Origin of the sequence: Pantoea vagans (genome assembly GCF_004792415.1) — a bacterium.
Lineage (GTDB): Bacteria > Pseudomonadota > Gammaproteobacteria > Enterobacterales > Enterobacteriaceae > Pantoea > Pantoea vagans.
The window spans coordinates 2,285,170-2,303,115 of sequence record NZ_CP038853.1; the positions used below are offsets into that span (position 1 = coordinate 2,285,170).

Sequence of the window (17,946 nt, forward strand, 5' to 3'; positions counted from 1 at the left end):
GGTTCTGTCAGCCGGGATGCTGAGAGGAAGGCATGCGCTCGTCGGCACAGAGCAGTGAACGCAGTGCGTCAGATTTTACCACCGGGAAGAGCGCACCCTGAAAATCGGTACCATTCAGCTGGCTGACTTTATCGAACAGCACTTCGTCATCAATGCCGCAAATAATCAACCGGTCACAATGGGCGCGGAAATTATCAATAATGCTCTGAATAAATGGCACAAATGAAGCGCGTTTTGCCAGCGAGTGAATAAACTCTTTATCCAGACAGATGCAGCTGAATAAATTATCGTAGACCGCATTAGAGGGTGTTTTGCCCGCGCCAAAATGAGAAAGCGCTAAATTAAACTCAGCATGCAGGCTCGCCAGCAGCGGATTATTCTTGCCCAGTTTGAGTTGCGGAAACGTTTCAGTGATATTCAACAGAATGAAGGGAAGCTGTTTTATTTTGCGCATGACTAATTCACTGGCAAGCAGCGTCCGGGCCATGCCTTCATCAATACGGATAAAGGCTGACACGGAATGCGCTTCAAATAATCCGCGATTCTGCTCCAGCAATCCAATCTGGCTTTGCAGCAGGCGTAACTGCTGCGACTCATCAAGCTGGGGAAGCAGCAGATCCTGAGGCAGGGTGATGGGCGCACTTTCATGCACAAACTGCGTTACCAGCTCGACAGCGGTCAACCGTCCGTCAACATCACAGACAGGATAAAACCAGATTTCCGACTGATAGTCGGCCGAGAGATGAATTTTCATTTTAATGCCAGAATATGCGGCGATAGGGATATCGTATAGGAATGGTCAGCCGCAGGCAATAGTGCCAAATCATTGAAGAGACGACCTTCTTTACGCTTCCATTGCCGTTTGGCAACAGCCGAACACGCTTAAGCCAAATAGTAGTGATAAAACACCGGTTATTAGTGGAATAAAATCAGCGATTATTCTGTTTATTAAAATCCCCGCCCTAAACGTTCATTTAAAATAAAACTTTTACTCGTTGTTTTAACTCTATTTAAAATTGGACTTAAGTCTGATTTCGCGAAGCTGCTGTTAAATACGGCGAGCCTGCCAGAACACTTTTCGCCAGTAGACATTGTCGAGTGAGGAGCGAATGACGCCCTGACTGGTCGAGGCGTGGATAAAAGCATTATCGGTATCATAGATGCCCACATGCAGGCCATTTTCACCGCGTCCGGTTTTGAAAAAGACCAGATCGCCTGGCAGCAGTTCATCTTTGCTGATGCGGGTGCCAATATCGCTTTGGGCTGAGGTGGTGCGCGGCAGTTGCAGTGCAAATTTATCGCGGAAGGTCAGATAGACAAAGCCGGAGCAATCAACGCCGTTACGACTCATGCCGCCATAACGATAAGGCGTACCGCGCCAGTGACCGAGCTGATCGTTCAGTTCCGCTATCACGGTGATTGAATCGGAAAGACGGCCATTAATCGGCGGGGCGTGATGACTGCATCCCGTCAGCAGCAGAACTAAAATCAGCAAACCCAGGCGCATCGCCAAATGTCCTTATCAGAAGTTGCAACCGGCATAATGTAGCGGTAAAGCCCGCCAGGTAGCAAGTGTCAGGGCAGAACGGTCAGCAGCGTGCGTCCTTCAAGTTCAATCTGCCGGAAAGCAATCTGGTAGAGCGGTGTCAGGCGCTGCGGCGTCAGAACCTCTGAAGGTTCGCCCTGCGCGATCACCTGCCCGCTATCCATCAGCCAGACCCTGTCTGCCTGCTGCAGGCTGTGGTTAAGATCGTGACTGCTGGCGACAACACTAACACCCGACGCACACAGCGCCGCAATCAGATCGTCCACCGCTTTTTGCTGGCCGATATCCAGCGCCGTCAACGGCTCATCAAGAATCAGCAGCCGCCCGCAGGGGTTGATGTGAGGATCGATCTGAGCACAGACGGCTGCCAGCCGGACGCGCTGCCATTCCCCGCCGGAGAGCCGGGTCAGTGAACGCGATAACTTATCCTGCAGCTGAAGCCGCTGCAGCAGCATGCTGAGACAGGCATCGGCCTGTGGCCCCACCGGTTTCAGGTGCAGACGCAGATAGTGCCAGACCGGCATCTGACTCAGTGGGGCCTGCTGCTGTGGCAGCCAGCCGCGCACCCTTGACAGTGCCGCGCCGTTCCAGTTACTCAGCGGCTGTTCATCCAGCAACACCCTGCCGGAGGCGGATTGCAGCCCCGCAATGACACTCAGTAAGGTGCTTTTACCGGCTCCGTTCGGGCCTGCAATGTGCAGCAGCTGACCGGCGGCAAGCTCGCCGGTCAGTGGCAGCAGCCGTCCGGGGACGGCGGACTGTTGCAGGCGCAACAGCATCTATTTTGCCAGCGCCTGTTTAATCGTTTCCAGAATGATGGGATCTTCCGGCGTCATGTCAGGTGCAAAACGCTGGATCACACTGCCGTCACGGCCAATCAGGAACTTTTCAAAGTTCCACAGGATGTCGCCCTGCTCTTTTGGCGCGCGCCCTTTACTCTCCATACGCTCGTAAAAACCGCTGCCTTCCGGACGCACCGCGTCAGGCCGGGCCGCAATCAGCTGCGCATAGAGCGGATGCCGCGCCGGGCCATTAACCTCGGTTTTGGCAAACAGCGGGAACGTTACGCCATAGGTGGTACTGCAGAAAGTTTTGATCTCCTCACTGCTGCCCGGTTCCTGCTCCAGAAACTGATTGCAGGGGAAGCCGAGGACGCTGAAGCCCTGATCCTGCCAGGCTTTCTGCAGATTCTCCAGCTCTTCGTATTGCGGCGTCAGGCCACATTTCGAGGCAACGTTGACGACCAGCAGGACTTTGCCCTGCCACTGTGACAGCGTGGTTTTTTCCCCGTCGAGCGTAACCAGTTCAGTCTCATAAATGTTCATGCTTTTTCCTGTAATGGATGCGGTTGTGGATGCAGAGCAGCCAGCCGAAGCTAGCGCGAAGATTTCACAAGTAAAATAATAAACAGTGGCGCGCCCAGTGTCGCCGTCACGACGCCTATCGGCAACTCCGCTGACGTCAGTGCCAGACGTGCTACGATATCAGCGGCCAGAAGCACCGCTGCGCCCGCCAGCGCCGATGCCGGCAGCAGATAGCGATGATCGCTGATGCCGCTCAGACGCAGCAGATGCGGGATAACCAGCCCGACAAAGCCAATGGCGCCAGCTATCGCGACGCTGATGCCCACCAGCCAGCCCATCGCCAGCACCAGCAGGTTACGCCAGAAGAAAAGTGACAGCCCGAGCTGACGGGCGGACGTCTCGCCCAGAGCCAGCAGATTGAGAATCGGCCCGGTCGCCCCCAGCGCGAGCATCACCGGCAGCAGTGCCAGCATCATCCAGCCATAGCGCCAGTCAATGCCGCTGAATCCCCCCATCATCCAGTACATCAGCTGACGCAGATCGAGACTGGTGCTGAAGTAGACCGCCCAGGTCATGATGGCACTGCAGATAATCCCCAGCGCCACGCCAGTCAGCAACAGCCGGGTGACCGAGAGCTGACGATGGGCAAAATGCAGCAGGATTAGCGTAATTATCAGCGCACCGGCCATCGCCGCCAGCCCCAGACTCCACAGCGAGCCGCTGCCTAGCAGAACGCCGAGCACCAGGCCGATACCCGCGCCGTTCGAAACGCCGAGCAGACCTGGCTCCGCCAGCGGATTGGTAAACAGCGCCTGCATCACCACGCCGCATACCGCCAGCGACGCCCCCACCAGGACGACCGCCAGACTGCGGGGCAGCCGCAACTGCCAGACAAAGAGCTGTCCGCTATCGCTGAACCACGCAGAGGGCGCGATCCAGCTGTCCCCGGCACAGAGGCTGAGACAGAGCAGTGCAGAGAGCATAAGGGCGAGCGCAATCAGCCATTTCTGGCCGCGTTGATCGGCCTGGCGCGCGAACGTATCGAGCAGAGACATAAGCGGGATTAGCTGGGAAAACAGTGATTTGATTGTAGAGGGATTGGTGAAAAAAGAAAGGCTGATGAGGCGGTCTGCACCGGGATGACGTGAACATTAACGAGCACAGGAAGCAGAATCCCTGTTTAACAGAACCATGAAAAAAGGCCGCTTTCGCGGCCTTTTTGAAACGCTGAAATTCAGTCAGTCTCTTTGGGTGTAGCGTTCTCTACGCGGCTTTTCAGCTTCTGTCCTGGACGGAACGTTACTACGCGACGCGCAGTAATCGGAATATCTTCACCCGTTTTCGGGTTTCTGCCAGGACGCTGGTTCTTGTCACGCAGGTCAAAATTACCAAACCCAGACAGTTTTACCTGTTCTCCATTTTCCAAAGCGCGACGTACCTCTTCGAAAAACAGCTCTACTAACTCTTTGGCATCGCGTTTGCTCAGCCCGAGTTTCTCAAACAGGTACTCTGACATCTCAGCTTTTGTAAGCGCCATAGGTTCAATCCCTCAAGGTTGCCTGGAATCGCTCTTTTAATGCCGCAACGCATTTGCCAACGGTCGCGGCAATCTCCTCTTCTTCGAGTGTCCGGCTGGTATCCTGCAAAATCAGGCTGATTGCGAGGCTCTTGTAGCCCTCAGAAACGCCCTTACCGCGGTACACGTCAAACAAGTTTACGCCAACTACCTGATTTACGCCAACTTTCTTACACTCCGCAATGATATCTGCTGCAGGGACGTTTTCAGCCACTACAACGGCAATATCACGGCGGTTCGCCGGGAAGCGAGAAATCTCGCGCGCGTCAGGCAGGACGCGGTCTGCGACCTTATTCCAAAGCAGTTCAAAGACTAAGGTGCGGCCATTGAGATCAAGCTTACGTTCCAGCTCAGGATGTACAACGCCGATAAATCCGATATGTTCATTACGCAAATAAATCGCCGCGCTCTGTCCTGGATGCAACGCCGGATTCGCCTCAGCCCGGAAGCTAATCTCATCCAGTTTGCCGGTTAAATCGAGCAGCGACTCTAAATCGCCTTTCAAATCATAGAAGTCAACTGTCTGACGCGCCAGATCCCAGTGCTCTTCAACGCGGTTGCCGCTGATGACGCCAGCCAGCATAAGATCCTGACGGATACCTAAATCCGCCTGCGTATCTGGCACAAAGCGTAAGCCGCTCTCGAACAGACGTACACGGCTCTGCTGACGGTTCTGGTTGTAGACCACCGCACTGAGCAGACCGGTCCAGAGTGACAGACGCATGGTCGACATATCACTGGAGATCGGGCTTGGCAGTAACAGCGCCTCTTCACCCGGATGCAGCAGCTGCTGGATTTTCGGATCGACGAAGCTATAGGTAATCGCTTCCTGATAACCTTTATCCACCAGCAGGTTTTTGGCGCGTTTCAGCGACAGATTCGCTTCACGGTGACGGGTCATGACCAGACCGGCCTGAACAGGCACATCAGGAATATTGTTGTAGCCATAAATACGGGCCACTTCTTCGACCAGATCTTCTTCAATGGCCATATCGAAGCGCCAGCTCGGCGCGACGGCCTGCCACTGCCCCTCACCTGCCGTCACGTCACAGCCGAGACGCGTCAGAATGTCGGTAACCTGCTCATCCGCAATCACGTGACCAATCAGACGGTCCAGCTTTTCGCGACGCAGCGTAATGGTCGCCGGGACAGGCAGGGCTGCCTGATGGGTCTGATCGATGATCGGGCCTGCTTCACCGCCGCAGATGGACAGCAGCAGCTGGGTAGCACGCTCCAGCGCGGTATGTTGCAGCGCCGGGTCAACGCCACGCTCGTAGCGATGAGACGCGTCGGTATGCAGACCGTGACGACGGGCGCGGCCGGTGATAGAGAGCGGATCAAAGTAAGCGCACTCGAACAGGATGTTCTGCGTTTCGCCGTTCACACCCGAATGTTCGCCACCAAAGATACCGGCCATCGCCAGCGCTTTCTGATGATCGGCGATCACTAAAGTATCACTCTGCAGGGTGGCTTCAGTGCCATCCAGCAGCGTCAGCTTTTCGCCCTCTTTCGCCATGCGCACCACGATACCGCCATCAATACGGTCAAGGTCGAAGGCGTGCATTGGCTGACCCAGCTCCAGCAGAACGTAGTTGGTGATATCGACGACCGGATCGATAGAGCGAATGCCGCAGCGACGCAGCTTCTCTTTCATCCACAGTGGCGTAGCTGCCTTAACGTTAATTCCTTTCACGACACGGCCCAGATAGCGCGGACAGGCTTCTGGCGCGTCAATCTGAATCGGGAACGTGTCGTTAAGCGTCGCCGCAACCGGCTGCATCTCCGGCACGTTCAGGGGCAGACCGTTGAGCACGGCAACATCACGGGCGATACCGATCAGACCCAGACAGTCAGCGCGGTTAGGCGTGACGCTGATTTCGATGGTGTTGTCGTCCAGCTGCAGATAAGCACGGATATCGGTGCCAACGGGCGCGTCAGAAGGCAGTTCGATAATACCGTTGTGATCGTCGGAAATACCCAGCTCGGAGAACGAGCAGAGCATCCCTTCAGAGGGCTCGCCACGCAGTTTAGCCGCTTTGATTTTGAAATCACCGGGCAGCACAGCGCCGACGGTCGCGACGGCAACTTTCAGTCCCTGACGGCAGTTCGGCGCGCCACAGACGATATCCAGCAGGCGATCGCCACCGACGTTGATTTTGGTGACACGCAGCTTGTCGGCATTGGGGTGCTGACCGCACTCAACGACTTCACCAACCACAACGCCGTGGAACGCACCGGCGACGGCATCAACGCCGTCCACTTCCAGACCGGCCATGGTGATTTGTTCAGACAGCGCAGCGCTGTCCAGGGCTGGATTTACCCATTCGCGTAACCAGAGTTCACTGAATTTCATTGGATATCCTGCCCTTACTTAAATTGTTTGAGGAAACGTAAATCATTTTCGAAGAAAGCACGCAGATCGGTCACGCCATAGCGCAACATGGTCAGACGCTCCATGCCCATACCAAAGGCGAAACCGGAATAAACTTCCGGATCGATGCCGACGTTGCGCAGCACGTTAGGGTGCACCATGCCGCAACCCAGCACTTCCAGCCACTTACCGTTTTTACCCATAACATCCACTTCTGCCGATGGCTCAGTGAACGGGAAATAAGAAGGACGGAAGCGAATCTGCAAATCTTCTTCGAAGAAGTTGTTCAGGAAATCGTGCAGCGTGCCTTTCAGGTTGGTGAAGCTGATGTTTTTATCCACGATCAGCCCTTCCATCTGATGGAACATCGGCGTGTGCGTCTGGTCGTAATCGTTACGGTAGACGCGGCCTGGCGCAATAATGCGGATAGGCGGCTGCTGAGCCTGCATGGTACGGATCTGCACGCCAGAGGTCTGCGTACGCAGCAGACGCGTGGCGTCGAACCAGAAGGTATCGTGATCGGCACGCGCCGGGTGGTGCGCAGGAATATTCAGCGCATCGAAGTTATGATAATCATCTTCAATTTCCGGCCCTGTTACCACGCCAAAGCCTAACTCGCCAAAGAAGGTTTCAATGCGATCCATGGTGCGGGTGACCGGATGCAGACCGCCATTCTCGATACGACGACCCGGCAGAGAGACATCAATGGTCTCTTCAGCCAGACGGGCATTCAGCACCGCGGCTTCCAGTGCATCTTTACGGGCATTCAGTCGATCGGTAACCTGCTGTTTCGCTTCGTTGATTACCGCACCCGCTGCAGGACGCTCTTCTGCTGGCAGCTCGCGTAGCGTCGTCATCTGCAGTGTCAGATGTCCTTTCTTACCCAGGTATTCGACGCGCACCGCGTCAAGGGCGGCGATATCCGTCGCCCCGTCGATGGCCGCCGTGGCGCTGGCCACCAGTTCTGCGAGTTGGGACATAGTTTCCTCTTTTTCCAGTCAGGCTGGTCAGTTCTCGTTGGGACCTGCCGGTCCAATATGCTAGCGCCAGAAACAAAAAAGCCTCCACGAGGGAGGCTTTTAGCGCGATTTTTCGTTTCTTCTCTTATGCGCAAAAGCCCCCGAATGTCAGGCGCTAAAGTAAAAAAAGAAACGGAAAATAGCAGCATTCATGCTTGCGGTTACCTTGTCATGCGATACAGGGGGTCTATTGAAAAGCTCAGCGACGAAAATGTCAATCTTTTGCGTAAGTTACAGGCAATAAAAAAGGGAGCAAGCTCCCTTTTCCATCTGACTTACGCCAGGGCTGATTTCGCTTTTTCGACCAGTGCAGAGAATGCCACTTTGTCGAATACTGCGATGTCGGCCAGGATCTTACGGTCAATCTCAATGGCTGCTTTTTTCAGACCATTGATGAAACGGCTGTAAGACATGCCGTTCTGACGCGCCGCTGCGTTGATACGCGCGATCCACAGCTGACGGAACTGACGCTTACGCTGACGACGGTCACGGTAAGCATACTGACCAGCTTTGATAACAGCCTGGAAAGCAACACGGTAAACACGTGAACGTGCACCGTAATAGCCTTTAGCTTGTTTTAAGATTTTTTTGTGACGTGCGCGAGCAACTACACCACGTTTTACACGAGCCATTTAGCTCTCCTGTTTAATATTCTGAATTAATAAAAAAAATTTACTTATGCGTACGGCAGGCAGGCAATAACCAGACCCAGATCGCCTTTTGACACCATGCCTTTAGGGCGCAGGTGACGTTTACGCTTAGTAGATTTTTTAGTCAGAATATGACGCAGGTTTGCGTGTTTACGCTTGAAGCCGCCAGAAGCGGTCTTCTTGAAGCGCTTAGCCGCGCCACGTACAGTTTTAATCTTTGGCATTTTAAAAATATCCACTTCGCATTGTTAATAACATGACCCAGACAGGCGAACAGATAACCGCTCAGCGCGAACGCTGCGCGGTTATTGCTACTTGAAAGCCTACTGTTTCTTCTTAGGAGCGAGCACCATGATCATCTGGCGGCCTTCGATCTTCAAAGGGAAGGATTCGACAATGGCCAAATCCAGATCTTCACACAGGTCTTTACGGACGCGGTTAAGCACTTCCATACCGATCTGCTGGTGCGCCATCTCACGACCGCGGAAGCGGAGCGTGATTTTGGCTTTATCGCCATCTTCCAGAAAGCGAATCAGGTTGCGTAGTTTGACCTGATAGTCGCCATCATCGGTTCCAGGACGGAATTTGATTTCCTTAACCTGAATAACTTTTTGCTTCTTCTTCTGTTCCTTAGAAGATTTGCTTTTTTCATAGAGGAACTTGCCGTAATCCATAATACGGCAGACCGGCGGTTCGGCATTCGGGCTGATTTCGACTAAGTCGCCGCCCGCTTCCTCGGCTTTTTCCAGAGCTTCGCGTAATGTGACAATGCCAATCGGCTCGCCATCCATGCCCGTTAAGCGCACTTCAGTTGCGCGGATTTCACTGTTAATTTTGTTCGGACGCGTCGGTAGTACTCGTTTTCCGCCTTTAATACTTTATTCCTCCAATTGGTGAAGATTTCGGCTGCGAATCTCTTGTTGAAGTTTCTCAACAAACAGATCGACATCCATCGATCCCAGGTCTTTACCACGGCGGGTGCGAACGGCAACTTTGCCAGATTCCACCTCTTTATCACCGCAGACCAACATATAAGGGACGCGACGTAATGTGTGCTCGCGGATTTTAAAGCCTATCTTCTCATTTCTCAAGTCTGCCTTCACACGAATGCCAGCATTCTGCAGCTTACGCGTCAAAGACTCAACATATTCCGCTTGTCCGTCGGTAATATTCATTACCACAACTTGCAGCGGTGCCAGCCAGGTTGGGAAGAAACCGGCGAATTCTTCGGTAAGAATACCGATGAAGCGCTCCATCGATCCCAGAATCGCACGGTGAATCATCACTGGCGTCTGACGGTCGTTGTTTTCACCCACGTAGGTTGCTTCAAGGCGTTTTGGCAGGGAGAAGTCTAGCTGAACTGTTCCGCACTGCCAGGCGCGATCAAGACAATCGTACAAAGTGAACTCAATTTTAGGGCCATAGAACGCGCCTTCGCCGGGCTGGAACTCAAACTCAATGTTGTTTTCGTTCAACGCAGCGGCCAGGTCTTCCTCGGCACGATCCCACATCTCATCTGTACCAATGCGCTTATCAGGACGGGTGGATAACTTCACCACAATCTTTTCAAAGCCGAAGGTGCTGTACATGTCATAAACCATGCGGATACAGCTGTTCACTTCGTCACGCACCTGCTCTTCTGTACAGAAGACGTGTGCATCATCCTGGGTAAAGCCGCGAACGCGCATCAGACCGTGCAGCGCACCCGATGGCTCATTACGGTGACAGCTACCAAACTCTGCCATACGCAGCGGCAGGTCACGGTAGGATTTCAGACCCTGATTAAAGATCTGAACGTGTCCAGGACAGTTCATCGGTTTGATGCAGTATTCACGGTTCTCAGATGAGGTGGTGAACATTGCTTCTTTATAGTTTTCCCAGTGCCCGGTTTTTTCCCACAGGACGCGGTCCATCATGAACGGACCTTTCACTTCCTGATACTGGTACTCTTTTAATTTGCTGCGGACAAACACTTCCAGCTCGCGGAAGATAGTCCAGCCGTCATTATGCCAGAAGACCATACCAGGTGCTTCTTCCTGCATGTGGTAGAGATCCAGCTGCTTACCAATCTTACGATGGTCACGCTTCGCCGCCTCTTCCAGACGCTGCAGATAGGCTGCCAGCTGCTTTTTGTCTGCCCATGCGGTGCCATAAATACGCTGCAGCATTTTGTTGTTGCTGTCGCCGCGCCAGTAGGCACCGGAGATCTTCTGCAGTTTAAAATGATGGCAGAACCGCATGTTCGGCACGTGCGGACCGCGGCACATGTCGACATATTCTTCGTGATGATACAGGCCAGGCTTATCGTCATGGCTGATGTTTTCATCAAGAATGGTGGTCTTGTAGATTTCGCCGCGCGCCGCAAAGACGTCGCGTGCTTCCTGCCAGCTGACCTTTTTCTTCACCACATCGTAGTTGGTTTCAGCCAACTGATGCATGCGTTTTTCCAGCAGGTCGATATCTTCCTGGGTCAGGGTACGATCGATGTCGACATCATAATAGAAGCCGTTATCAATGACCGGGCCAATCGCCATTTTGGTATCCGGCCACAGCTGTTTAATTGCGTGCCCTAACAGGTGCGCACAGGAGTGACGGATGATTTCCAGACCCGCTTCATCTTTTGCGGTAATGATCGCAACAGCGGCGTCGTCGGTGATGGGATCAACAGCATCAACCAGTTCACCGTTAACACGGCCAGCGATACAGGCTTTCGCCAGACCCGGACCGATGTCCAGCGCAATATCCATGACACTGACAGGGCGGTCAAACACGCGCTGGCTGCCATCAGGAAGCGTAATTACAGGCATTTCATGTCCTTATTTGCAGTGGTAAGCCACACGAAAGCTTACATGCAACGTAATGTAAAATGAGTGACCTGGCGTGATATCAGACCCACATTGTCGGAATGTCGCCAGGATTGCAGTGCGGAGCAGATGATAGCAGTTTTCGCCGACGAGAAAAACCATCCCCTTTTCGCTAAGCCATGGAGCGAACAAAAAAAAGCGGCCTGACACACAGTGTCAGACCGCCGGGCATGGCGCAGGCAAAAATGCGCTTACATAGCGTAAGAGAGCATGATTGAGGTTTTGGTGTCGGTGCGATCTGGCGCAGACTCAGCCGGATTGTTGTTCCAGGTGACGTTGTAAGCCAGCTTCAGCGCGAAGTGGCTATTGATAGCGACCTGCAGGCCGGTTTCAGAGTTCACCGTGGTGTCTTCACCGAAGCTGCTCAGCACGGATACGCCCTGAATAAATTTGGTGGTATCGGTCAGCTGCCACTGATAGCTCACAGCGCCATAGCCCAGCGCCTTGGTCTGATGACCGCCAGCGTGGTAATCGTCATAACGTACACCCGGACCAAATTCCGCACGCAGCGAGTGCACCGGACCGTTCAGGATCTGACGACCGTAACCGGCAGTCAGCACGTCACGTGAATCGTAACCATTGAAACGATCGCTTAACCAGCTCGCCTGGCCAAACAGGTAGTCATAGGAGTTGAGGTTATAGCGTGAACGACCACCGATGTTGTACGTCTCTGAAGAGCGTTCATCATTTGACGAGGTGTTCGCTGCGTTACCCCACAAGCTGTAGGCCATAGATGACTGATACCAGGTCATATTGGTCTGAGCAGTCAGCGATGAACTGGTGGTGTTACCGGTTTGCGCCAGGTATCCCGCAGAAGCAGAACCTTCAAATGGCTTTTTAGCCGTGGAAGGGTCATCCATTGAGGTGAATACGGCGTTATCGGCCAGTGCCTGGTGACAAAACGCTCCGGCGGAGAGCAAAAGAACAGCAGACAGCTTGTTATAGGCTTTCATTAAATGTGATCCGTGCGACTGTTTAAAAAACGGAGAGTCTGAAGCGTTTTGCCGGGCATTCAATGCAATTTACGGTAAGTTTTGTAAAAAATTATTAACTTACACAAAATGCCTGGAATCACCCTGACAACCCATGTTAATTGGGAATCATCTTATTAACGTCGCGCATTATAGTGCTGCCCAAATGAAAAGCCAGACGTAACGGCAGAAAGATTTTTACGTCATGGGCAGGGCTCCTGACACTGATTTACGCTGTGCGTCACGACAGATACCCAGCATCTCTTTCATAATTCGCCTGAATTTTCACCATAGTCTACGCTCAGTTCAGTTTCTCTTTCCCGGAGGTGCCTTATGAGCAATACTGCCCTGACCCGCTATATCGTGGCCTTTCATTATCAGGAGTCGGGATTAAGTGACATCCTGGAGCTGACCAGCGCGATGACCGCCGCCGGTTTCACCACCACGCTGGCCGATGAAAATGGCCATCCCCATGAGCTGGGCACGAACAGTTATGGCATTGTCAGTACGCTGGACGCTGAGGATCTGCGACAGCAGGTTGCAGCTGCCGGTGAAAACGCCCTGGGTCAGAAACCGGATGTGACTGTCATGACCTTTGAAGAGTATCTGCGGGACACTGCCAGTCATCGCCCCGCCACCTCAGCGCCGGAATAAAAAGGTGCAATCACGCAGGTTTTAGTGAATATTCAGGCATCAGCATCGGACTTACGCAGCGAACAACGAGGATAGCCCTATGTGGTCAGCCATCAGTCGTCTGTTAAGCGAGCAGTTAGGCAACGCCGAAATCACTCAACGTCACGCCCTTGCAGGTGGTGATATCCATCCCACCTGGCATATTCGCTACGGTGACCATGATGTCTTCGTTAAAAGTAACAGCCGCGAGATGCTGTCGCTTTTTACGTGGGAAGCCGACCAGCTTGCCTTGCTGGCGCGCACCGGCACGGTTCGGGTGCCAGAAGTGTATGGTGTGGGTCATCATCGCGAGGAAAGCTTTCTGTTGCTGGAGTACATCAGGCCACAGCCCTTTGATGAGCAGAGTGCATATCAGCTGGGTCAGCAGCTGGCGCACCTGCACCAGTGGAGCGAACAGACGCAGTTCGGCCTCGATTTCGACAATAACATCACCACCACGCCCCAGCCCAATAGCTGGCTGCGGCGCTGGTCGGTCTTTTTTGCCGAACAGCGCATTGGCTGGCAGCTGCAGCTGGCGGCCGAAAAGGGGATTCAGTACGGGGATACCGAGCTGATTATCGCCTCCGTGCAGCGGGTGCTTGCGTCACATCATCCGCAGCCGTCGCTGCTGCATGGCGATCTCTGGCCCGCTAACTGCGCCAGCAGCGGCAATGGCCCCTGGCTGTTCGATCCCGCCTGCTACTGGGGCGACCGTGAGTGCGATTTAGCCATGCTGAGCTGGTACCCTGACCTGCCCCGCCAGATTTATGACGGTTATCAGGCCGTGTGGCCCCTGCCGGATGGTTTTTCGCAGCGTCTGCCGGTCTACCAGCTCTACTATCTGCTGAACCGGGCTAACGTGTTTGGCGGGCACTGGCCTGGCGATGCGCAGTTCGCCATTGGCCAGTTGCTGGATGAGGATGCGCTCGGCACCCGTCAGGCCAGGCCGGCCTGACGGCGTTCACGGTCAGATAAAGCCCAGCAGCGACAGCGCAAAATATCCGGCTATCGCAATCACCACTGGCAGGACATAAAGCGGGAAGATCTGCAGGAAGATGGTGTGACGAGGAACGCGCACCTTCTCTTCCAGTTGCTGACGGCTGCGTCCTTCACTGCCCTTTGCCTGCTCCAGAATCATCTGATCTTCAATGCCCTCTTTGACGTGACGTGCCTGCCGTCCCATCCGCGCGCCTGATGATTCCAGCGCCAGCCCGACAAAAATCAGAATGTAGATCAGCCAGAAACCCAGATTCATCTGACCGTTAAATTCCGGTACCGGCGAGTTATGCCAGAAAACGTTCAGGAATGGCGTGTTGAAGCGCAGCATATCGACAATGACATGGACGAAATCAAGCATAACGGCGTCAATGCCCGGCTGCTTCTCGCTGTGCTTAAACATAAAGCTCAATACCGAAATAATGGTCGACAACAGTGCCACTAAAAAGAGCACCCAGCCCACCACGCGCTTAAGGATGGCGATACGGCCAGCCTGTTGATAGGTCATAATATCTCCTGAAACTGGAATCCAATTTGCCGTCAGTCTACCTGCCAACGGAGAAATTTCCCAAATAAAGCGTGGTCAATCGGATGAAGCATGCGTCAGCAGAGAATGATGTTATGGTTAAACCGACTTTATTTATAAGGAGACCGCTGATGACCTGGCACCGCCCTGTCCTTGCTGCCCTGTTTGATATGGATGGCTTACTGATCGATTCTGAACCGCTGTGGGATCAGGCTGAACTGGATATCTTTTCAACGCTGGACGTCGACCTGTCACGACGCAGTGAAATGCCCGATACCCTTGGCCTGCGCATCGACCAGACTGTGCGGATGTGGTACGAAACGCTGCCCTGGCAGGGCCCCTCTCAGCAGGAGGTTACTGACCGTATTATTGCGCGCGCCATGACGCTGGTGGATCAGACGCGGCCGCTGCTGCCTGGCGTGGAAACGGCGCTGCAACTCTGCCAGGAGCAGGGAATGAAAATCGGCCTTGCCTCAGCATCGCCGCTCATGATGCTGGAACAGGTACTGGAGATCTTCAACCTGCGCCGCTATTTCGATGTGCTGGCTTCAGCAGAAGCACTGCCCTACAGCAAGCCCCATCCGCAGGTCTACCTTAACGCCGCCGCCAGCCTGGCGATTGATCCACTCAACTGCGTCACGCTGGAAGACTCTTTCAATGGCATGATCGCCACCAAAGCGGCCCGCATGCGGTCGATTGTGGTGCCCGCCGCTGAACATCGCGACGACCCGCGCTGGGCGCTGGCAGATGTCCGGCTGGACAATCTGACCCAGCTTAGCCTGCAGCATCTGCAGGGATAACAAACAGCCCGCACATAGCGGGCTTTTTTTTGCCCGCTGCGCCTGCCGGTTGATCTACTCCGCAAAAAATAAAACAACGTTTCATTTTTATTGAATTCCCATCCCGCTCTGCCTAAGATGCCCGAAGCGTCCCCATTCGGGGCATGAATAACCTGACCTGCAGAGAGGCCTGAGATGGACGTTCGCCAAAGCATTCACAGCGATCACGCTAAACAGCTCGACACTGACGCGCTGCGCCGCGAGTTTCTGATTGAGACGATTTTTTCCGCTGACAATTACACCCTGACCTACAGTCACATCGACCGCATCATTATTGGCGGCGTAATGCCGGTTAATAACCCAGTCACTATCGGTGATGAGATAGGAAAGCAGCTGGGCGTCAGTTACTTTCTTGAACGCCGCGAGCTGGGCATGATCAACATTGGCGGCCCGGGTCTGGTTGAGGTCGACGGTAAAGCCTGGGAGATCGGTCATGAAGAGGCGCTTTACATTGGTAAAGGTGCGCGCAACCTGCTGTTCCGCAGCCTGAACCCGGCCCAGCCCGCTAAATTCTATTACAACAGCGCACCCGCACACTGCACCTTCCCTGATAAGAAGATTACGTTACAGGAAGCCGCAACTGCCACGCTGGGTGATGCTGCTACTGCCAATCGTCGCACCATTAACAAATTTATCGTGCCGGATGTGCTGCCCACCTGCCAGCTCACCATGGGCTTAACCCGACTGGATGAAGGCAGCCTGTGGAACACCATGCCCTGTCACACCCATGAACGGCGCATGGAAGTCTATTTCTACTTCGATATGAGCGAAGAGAGCGCGGTCTTCCACATGATGGGAGAACCCCAGCAAACCCGCCATCTGCTGGTACATAACGAGCAGGCGGTCATCTCACCCAGCTGGTCAATTCATGCCGGCGTCGGCACCCAGCGTTACACCTTTATCTGGGGCATGGTGGGTGAGAATCAGGTCTTTGATGACATGGACCACGTCAAAATCAGCGAAGTGCGTTAAGCAGAGGAGAAGCATAAATGGTACTGAATACGTTTGATTTAAAAGGCAAAGTGGCAATGGTGACCGGTTGTAATACCGGTCTGGGTCAGGGTATGGCTCTGGGGCTGGCTCAGGCTGGCTGCGACATTGTCGGCGTTAACCGTTTCGAACCTGACGAAACGCAGCGTAAAGTTGAAGCACTTGGCCGCCGTTTCTGGTCGATATCGGCTGACCTGATGAAATCTGATGTTGCGTCGCAGGTTGTTGAGCAGGCGGTCGCAGCCGCGGGCAGAATTGATATTCTGGTCAACAACGCCGGGATTATCCGTCGTGAAGATGCACTGAACTTCAGCGAGCAGGACTGGGATGATGTGATGAACATCAACAGTAAAACGGTCTTTTTCCTGTCACAGCAGGTAGCACGGCAGTTTATTGCTCAGGGTAACGGCGGCAAGATTATCAATATCGCCTCTATGCTGTCGTTCCAGGGCGGCATCCGCGTGCCTTCATATACAGCGTCGAAAAGCGCAGTCATGGGTTTGACGCGTCTGATGGCAAACGAGTGGGCGAAGCATGGCGTTAATGTTAATGCGATTGCCCCAGGTTATATGGCTACCGATAACACTGAACAGCTGCGTAAAGACCAGGCCCGAAGCGATGAGATCCTGGGGCGTATCCCGGCAGGACGCTGGGGCGTGCCTGATGACATGATGGGCCCGGTAGTTTTCCTGGCCTCTTCCGCGTCTGACTACGTTAATGGCTATACACTGGCGGTAGATGGCGGCTGGCTGGCCCGTTAATCTTTCTGGCAGAACGGGCGGACAGTGTTTCATCGCTGTCCGTCTTGTTAAAAATATTCATGCTTCGTTACAGCGTCACATGTTCTCATTTACTGGATAAATCCCTATACTGGATGCATCGACAGCTTTCTTTGCAACCAGGTTCTATCATGACGGGCGAAGGCCACATCATTTTTGCCATTGCCAGCGCTATTTTTGCCAAACGTGCTGAGCTGACACCCGTACTGGCGCAGGCCGACTGGTGGCATCTCGTTCCTTCAGCCCTGCTGACATGCCTCCTGCCCGATATCGATCACCCCAAATCTCTGCTGGGACAGCGACTACGCTGGCTTTCTCATCCTATTGCGCGCGCGTTTGGCCATCGGGGCTTTACCCATAGTCTGCTGGCAGTGGCGGCCGGTTTATGGCTTTTTCAGATAAACCTGCCCCAGTCGTCGCCGATACCGGCAGACGTACTGCAGGGTCTGACGCTGGGCTACCTCAGTCATATTGTGGCCGATATGCTGACGCCCGCCGGGGTTCCGTTGCTGTGGCCCTGCCGCTGGCGCTTCCGTCTGCCGATTCTGCGCAGTCAGAAAGGAAATCAGCTTGAGCGGGCATTATGTCTGGGACTGGTAGGCTATGCGCTGTGGTTCCCGGTCGGCATGCCATCTTTTGGTGCAAACGGCTGGCCGGCTCAGCTGTTTGATACGCTACAAAATGGCGTCGGACGGTTAATTTCCAGTCATACTGCGCAATAAATCCGCACAAAACGCCATTAAGTTATAAACCATGCCATTTGGATATAAGGCACCCTCTCCGCCTGCTGTTACCATTCCCGCTGTCTTAATTCGTGATTAACATTATGCGGCTTTCCCGGGT

General features: G+C 53.9%; 21 protein-coding genes and 1 other annotated feature. Of the genes, 6 read left to right on the top strand and 15 right to left on the bottom strand.

Features of this window, described 5'->3' with window-relative positions; all coding sequences use genetic code 11:
- Positions 1-7: 7 nt before the first annotated feature.
- The 14 genes from EGO56_RS10680 to EGO56_RS10745 all read right to left on the bottom strand — a co-directional run bounded on the left by EGO56_RS10680 (position 8) and on the right by EGO56_RS10745 (position 12,283).
- The gene (locus EGO56_RS10680; protein ID WP_135909012.1) at positions 8-754 is read right to left on the bottom strand and encodes an EAL domain-containing protein; all 747 of its coding nucleotides are present in this window, start codon (positions 752-754) and stop codon (positions 8-10) included.
- Between the two features lie 294 nt (positions 755-1,048).
- Complete coding sequence (locus EGO56_RS10685; protein WP_013357687.1) at positions 1,049-1,507, bottom strand: C40 family peptidase; 459 nt, start codon at positions 1,505-1,507, stop codon at positions 1,049-1,051.
- Between the two features lie 68 nt (positions 1,508-1,575).
- Positions 1,576-2,325 carry a vitamin B12 ABC transporter ATP-binding protein BtuD gene (gene btuD / locus EGO56_RS10690; RefSeq protein WP_135909014.1) on the bottom strand — a complete coding sequence of 250 codons (750 nt, stop codon included), beginning with the start codon at positions 2,323-2,325 and terminating at the stop codon, positions 1,576-1,578.
- Positions 2,326-2,871, bottom strand: coding sequence for a glutathione peroxidase (locus tag EGO56_RS10695; RefSeq protein WP_013357685.1), 546 nt, complete (start codon positions 2,869-2,871; stop codon positions 2,326-2,328). It lies immediately after the preceding gene.
- A gap of 50 nt (positions 2,872-2,921) precedes the next feature.
- A complete protein-coding gene (gene btuC / locus EGO56_RS10700; RefSeq protein WP_135909016.1) occupies positions 2,922-3,905 on the bottom strand; it encodes a vitamin B12 ABC transporter permease BtuC in 984 nt (327 codons plus the stop codon).
- 179 nt (positions 3,906-4,084) lie between these two features.
- Positions 4,085-4,387, bottom strand: coding sequence for an integration host factor subunit alpha (gene ihfA / locus EGO56_RS10705; RefSeq protein ID WP_003853259.1), 303 nt, complete (start codon positions 4,385-4,387; stop codon positions 4,085-4,087).
- A 4-nt stretch (positions 4,388-4,391) separates the two neighbouring features.
- On the bottom strand, positions 4,392-6,779 hold the full coding sequence (gene pheT, locus EGO56_RS10710) for a phenylalanine--tRNA ligase subunit beta (protein WP_135909018.1): 2,388 nt from the start codon (positions 6,777-6,779) through the stop codon (positions 4,392-4,394).
- Positions 6,780-6,793: 14 nt separating this feature from the next.
- Positions 6,794-7,777, bottom strand: coding sequence for a phenylalanine--tRNA ligase subunit alpha (gene pheS / locus EGO56_RS10715; protein ID WP_033732472.1), 984 nt, complete (start codon positions 7,775-7,777; stop codon positions 6,794-6,796).
- A 71-nt stretch (positions 7,778-7,848) separates the two neighbouring features.
- Positions 7,849-7,974, bottom strand: a sequence feature (Phe leader region).
- Positions 7,925-7,969, bottom strand: coding sequence for a pheST operon leader peptide PheM (pheM, locus tag EGO56_RS22295; RefSeq protein WP_106120997.1), 45 nt, complete (start codon positions 7,967-7,969; stop codon positions 7,925-7,927). (Overlaps the previous feature by 45 nt.)
- A gap of 117 nt (positions 7,975-8,091) precedes the next feature.
- Complete coding sequence (gene rplT, locus EGO56_RS10725) at positions 8,092-8,448, bottom strand: 50S ribosomal protein L20 (RefSeq protein WP_003853267.1); 357 nt, start codon at positions 8,446-8,448, stop codon at positions 8,092-8,094.
- Positions 8,449-8,492: 44 nt separating this feature from the next.
- Positions 8,493-8,690, bottom strand: a complete 198-nt coding sequence (gene rpmI / locus EGO56_RS10730; RefSeq protein WP_004157374.1) for a 50S ribosomal protein L35 — start codon at positions 8,688-8,690, stop codon at positions 8,493-8,495.
- 99 nt (positions 8,691-8,789) lie between these two features.
- Positions 8,790-9,341: a translation initiation factor IF-3 gene (infC, locus tag EGO56_RS10735; RefSeq protein WP_135909020.1), complete on the bottom strand. Its 552-nt coding sequence runs from the start codon at positions 9,339-9,341 to the stop codon at positions 8,790-8,792.
- A gap of 3 nt (positions 9,342-9,344) precedes the next feature.
- The gene (gene thrS / locus EGO56_RS10740) at positions 9,345-11,273 is read right to left on the bottom strand and encodes a threonine--tRNA ligase (protein WP_135909022.1); all 1,929 of its coding nucleotides are present in this window, start codon (positions 11,271-11,273) and stop codon (positions 9,345-9,347) included.
- Positions 11,274-11,521: 248 nt separating this feature from the next.
- Positions 11,522-12,283, bottom strand: a complete 762-nt coding sequence (locus EGO56_RS10745) for a DUF481 domain-containing protein (protein WP_013357679.1) — start codon at positions 12,281-12,283, stop codon at positions 11,522-11,524.
- 351 nt (positions 12,284-12,634) lie between these two features.
- On the opposite strand from EGO56_RS10745, the gene ghoS reads away from it, so the two are divergent.
- A complete protein-coding gene (gene ghoS, locus EGO56_RS10750) occupies positions 12,635-12,955 on the top strand; it encodes a type V toxin-antitoxin system endoribonuclease antitoxin GhoS (protein WP_135909024.1) in 321 nt (106 codons plus the stop codon).
- 79 nt (positions 12,956-13,034) lie between these two features.
- Positions 13,035-13,928 carry a fructosamine kinase family protein gene (locus EGO56_RS10755; protein WP_135909026.1) on the top strand — a complete coding sequence of 298 codons (894 nt, stop codon included), beginning with the start codon at positions 13,035-13,037 and terminating at the stop codon, positions 13,926-13,928.
- Between the two features lie 12 nt (positions 13,929-13,940).
- On the opposite strand, the gene EGO56_RS10760 is transcribed toward EGO56_RS10755, so the two are convergent.
- A complete protein-coding gene (locus EGO56_RS10760) occupies positions 13,941-14,477 on the bottom strand; it encodes a YniB family protein (RefSeq protein WP_013357676.1) in 537 nt (178 codons plus the stop codon).
- Positions 14,478-14,626: 149 nt separating this feature from the next.
- On the opposite strand from EGO56_RS10760, the gene hxpB reads away from it, so the two are divergent.
- The 4 genes from hxpB (at position 14,627) to EGO56_RS10780 (ending at position 17,825) form a co-directional block, all read left to right on the top strand.
- On the top strand, positions 14,627-15,295 hold the full coding sequence (hxpB, locus tag EGO56_RS10765) for a hexitol phosphatase HxpB (RefSeq protein ID WP_135909027.1): 669 nt from the start codon (positions 14,627-14,629) through the stop codon (positions 15,293-15,295).
- Positions 15,296-15,469: 174 nt separating this feature from the next.
- A complete protein-coding gene (kduI, locus tag EGO56_RS10770) occupies positions 15,470-16,306 on the top strand; it encodes a 5-dehydro-4-deoxy-D-glucuronate isomerase (RefSeq protein WP_135909029.1) in 837 nt (278 codons plus the stop codon).
- Positions 16,307-16,323: 17 nt separating this feature from the next.
- Complete coding sequence (gene kduD, locus EGO56_RS10775; protein ID WP_033782919.1) at positions 16,324-17,085, top strand: 2-dehydro-3-deoxy-D-gluconate 5-dehydrogenase KduD; 762 nt, start codon at positions 16,324-16,326, stop codon at positions 17,083-17,085.
- 149 nt (positions 17,086-17,234) lie between these two features.
- Positions 17,235-17,825, top strand: coding sequence for a metal-dependent hydrolase (locus EGO56_RS10780; RefSeq protein WP_033782918.1), 591 nt, complete (start codon positions 17,235-17,237; stop codon positions 17,823-17,825).
- Positions 17,826-17,946: the final 121 nt, after the last annotated feature.